Annotated in this window: 3 protein-coding genes; all 3 read left to right on the forward strand. The window is 58.7% G+C overall.

Features of this window, described 5'->3' with window-relative positions; genetic code table 11:
- Nucleotides 1–84: 84 nt before the first annotated feature.
- Nucleotides 85–552 carry an IS66-like element accessory protein TnpA gene (tnpA, locus tag AWB65_RS34540; RefSeq protein WP_061121982.1) on the forward strand — a complete coding sequence of 156 codons (468 nt, stop codon included), beginning with the start codon at nt 85–87 and terminating at the stop codon, nt 550–552.
- Nucleotides 552–905, forward strand: a complete 354-nt coding sequence (tnpB, locus tag AWB65_RS34545; RefSeq protein ID WP_087660720.1) for an IS66 family insertion sequence element accessory protein TnpB — start codon at nt 552–554, stop codon at nt 903–905. The genes tnpA and tnpB overlap by 1 nt, the downstream gene beginning before the upstream one ends.
- Before the next feature lie 89 nt (nt 906–994).
- On the forward strand, nt 995–2,566 hold the full coding sequence (gene tnpC, locus AWB65_RS34550; RefSeq protein ID WP_087671222.1) for an IS66 family transposase: 1,572 nt from the start codon (nt 995–997) through the stop codon (nt 2,564–2,566).
- Nucleotides 2,567–2,683 lie beyond the last annotated feature (117 nt).

Raw genomic sequence — 2,683 nt, forward strand, 5'->3', positions numbered from 1 at the left:
GTAAGCGCTAAATAGAACACACCTATCATCGTCGGTGTTTAAGGGCGACGATTGCGTCCGCAACCTACATTGCGGACGCAAACCATGAACGACGACGAGTCTGATTTTCTGCCACTGCGGGTCATTCGAGAATGCTCCAACGGTAAGCGGAGGTACGACCCCGAGGGTAAGCGCCAACTGATCGAGGCGTGCTTGCTGCCGGGTGCGTCAATCGCCGGCCTCGCACTCAAGGCCCAAGTAAACGCAAACCAGCTGCACAAGTGGATTCGCCTGCATGAGAGGGCAAAGTCGGCTCGTGCAGCCGAAGACACGGTCAACCCGGCAACGACGGCGTTCATCCCTGTGGTTTCTGTGGAACACAGCTATCCGGATTCCAATCCCCAGTCGTCAGCGCTGCCAGTGTCATCTAGTCACAGGCAATCGGCGACTGTGTCTCGACCCATGGCGCGCCTGTCGGCGCAACTGCCAAACGGGGTAAAAGTCGAACTTGAGTGCTCACGACACGATGCGACACTTGTCACGGCATTGATCGCCGCACTGGGAGCGCATTGATGTTCCGCCTTGACTCCGACCTCCGCGTCTACCTGCACCGCGAGCCTGTCGACTTCAGGGCTGGCATCAATAGCCTCACGGCGTTGGTTGAACAGTCGATGCAGCTCGATCCCTTCGCCCGCGCCGTATTCGCGTTTCATAACCGCAAACGCAACCGCGTCAAGCTGTTGCTGTATGAGCGCTCAGGCTTCTGGCTAATGTTAAAACGTCTCGAGAAGGACCACTTCGTGTGGCCGCGCCGCAAGCAGGCAGTGATCGAGCTGACGACCGAACAGCTGCACTGGTTGCTTGATGGTATTGACGTCGATGCGATGCGCCGTCATCCCGCGCGACAGTACCATCATACAAGCTGATGCTGCGAGCATTGCTGGGCGACGTCGTCGACAGCCGTTACAAATTTCCGTAAACCCATTGTGCGTTCTGATTCGCTACTGTGGCTAGCATGGACGAACGCGAATTCTCCCGATTGCCTCCAGCCGCGCAGGCTTACATTCGTGAGCTCGAGGCCCGCAACCGCCAGTTGGGTGAGCGAGTTCGCCATCTCGAGGAACAATTCCGGCTTGCGCAACACAAGCGCTTCGCACCGAGCAGCGAGAAGCTTCAGGATCGTATCTTCAACGAAGCCGAGCAGGCCGCAGCCGAGGATCCTGAGGATGACACGGGCGAACTCGACTTGCCTGACACGGGTTTGCCGGAAGCGCCGGAGCCTGCTCGCCGCAAGCGAGGTCGCAAGCCTCTGCCGGCGGATCTTCCCCGCCAGCGCATCGAGTACGACCTGCCCGAAGAACAGAAGATCTGTCCCTGTTGCAGCAACGCGATGCATCGTATGGGCGAGGAAATCAGCGAGCAACTGCATATCGAGGTGAAGGCCTCAGTCTTGCAGCATGTTCGCTTCAAATATGCATGCCGTCGTTGCGAGCGTTTCGCCGAGCGTACGCCGATCCTGGTCGCGCCGATGCCGGCGCAACCATTACCGGGCAGTCAGGCCAGCCCCGCGATGATCGCCACAGTAATGACGGGCAAGTATGTCGACGGCACGCCGCTATACCGAATGGAAGACGCGCTCGGGCGCGCGAACATTCCGGTGGGCCGAGGTACATTAGGACACTGGGTCATCAAGCCAACGCAATTGCATCTGGAGCGCCTCTACCAGTCGTTACGCAAGACCTTGCTGTCGCAGCCACTGATCCATGGCGACGAAACAACCGTTCAGGTGCTGAAGGAGCCGGGCAAAACCGCACAAAGCCAGTCTTATATGTGGCTGTATCGAAGCGGGCAGGATAGCGCAGAGCCGGTGGTGTTGTTCGACTATCAACCCGGACGTGGCAAGCAATATCCCCAGACGTTTCTCGCGGACTACAAAGGCATGGTGATGTCCGACGGCTACAGCGCGTGGCGAGCGATCAAGGGCGTGACTCACTTCGGCTGCCTTGCTCATGCGAGACGCGGATTCGTGGAGGTCCTGAAGACGCAGAAAAAACCGGGCAAACGTGCACAGCAGGCTCTCGAATTCTTCCAGCGACTCTATCGCGTCGAAGCACTCGCAAGAGAGAAGCCGCCGAGCGGCGAAACGCGCGCCGCGTATACATTACGATTACGACAACAGCACAGCGTTCCGCTGCTTGAAGCATTTAAAGCCTGGCTGGACGAGCAGGCACCGCAAGTGCCGCCCGAAAGCTCACTGGGCAATGCCATCAGCTACACGCTTAACCAGTGGGAGTATCTCAGCCGTTACGTTGCCGACGGGCGAGCCCCGGTTGACAACAACATTGCCGAACGCGACATACGACCGTTTGCCACCAGCAGGAAAGTTTGGCTCTTCAGCGACACGGTCGCGGGAGCTAAAGCCAGCGCCGTCATCTACAGCCTCGTGCTTACGTGCCGCGCGTGCAACGTCGAGCCGTACGCGTACCTGCGTCACGTCCTTACGCAACTGCCTCAACGAGCACCCGAGACCGACATCAGCGATCTGCTGCCATGGAGCTTTTTACAGGTCTCCAGTTATGTCGGCTAACGTCAGCAACCCCTTGCGCAACGTCGCCAGTCATTCCAGGCCGCTTGCCCGCTAGCAAATTCACGGTGCTGGGCTACGCTCATACGTAGGCCGTGTGCTCAATTTAGCGCTTACCGA

Origin of the sequence: Caballeronia humi (assembly GCF_001544475.1) — a bacterium.
Lineage (GTDB): Bacteria > Pseudomonadota > Gammaproteobacteria > Burkholderiales > Burkholderiaceae > Caballeronia > Caballeronia humi.

Excerpts from the sequence above, each read along its gene's own strand:
- tnpA (WP_061121982.1), top strand. The coding sequence starts at position 85 with ATGAACGACGACGAGTCTGATTTTCTGCCACTGCGGGTCATTCGAGAA.
- tnpB (WP_087660720.1), top strand. The coding sequence starts at position 552 with ATGTTCCGCCTTGACTCCGACCTCCGCGTCTACCTGCACCGCGAGCCT.
- tnpC (WP_087671222.1), top strand. The coding sequence starts at position 995 with ATGGACGAACGCGAATTCTCCCGATTGCCTCCAGCCGCGCAGGCTTAC.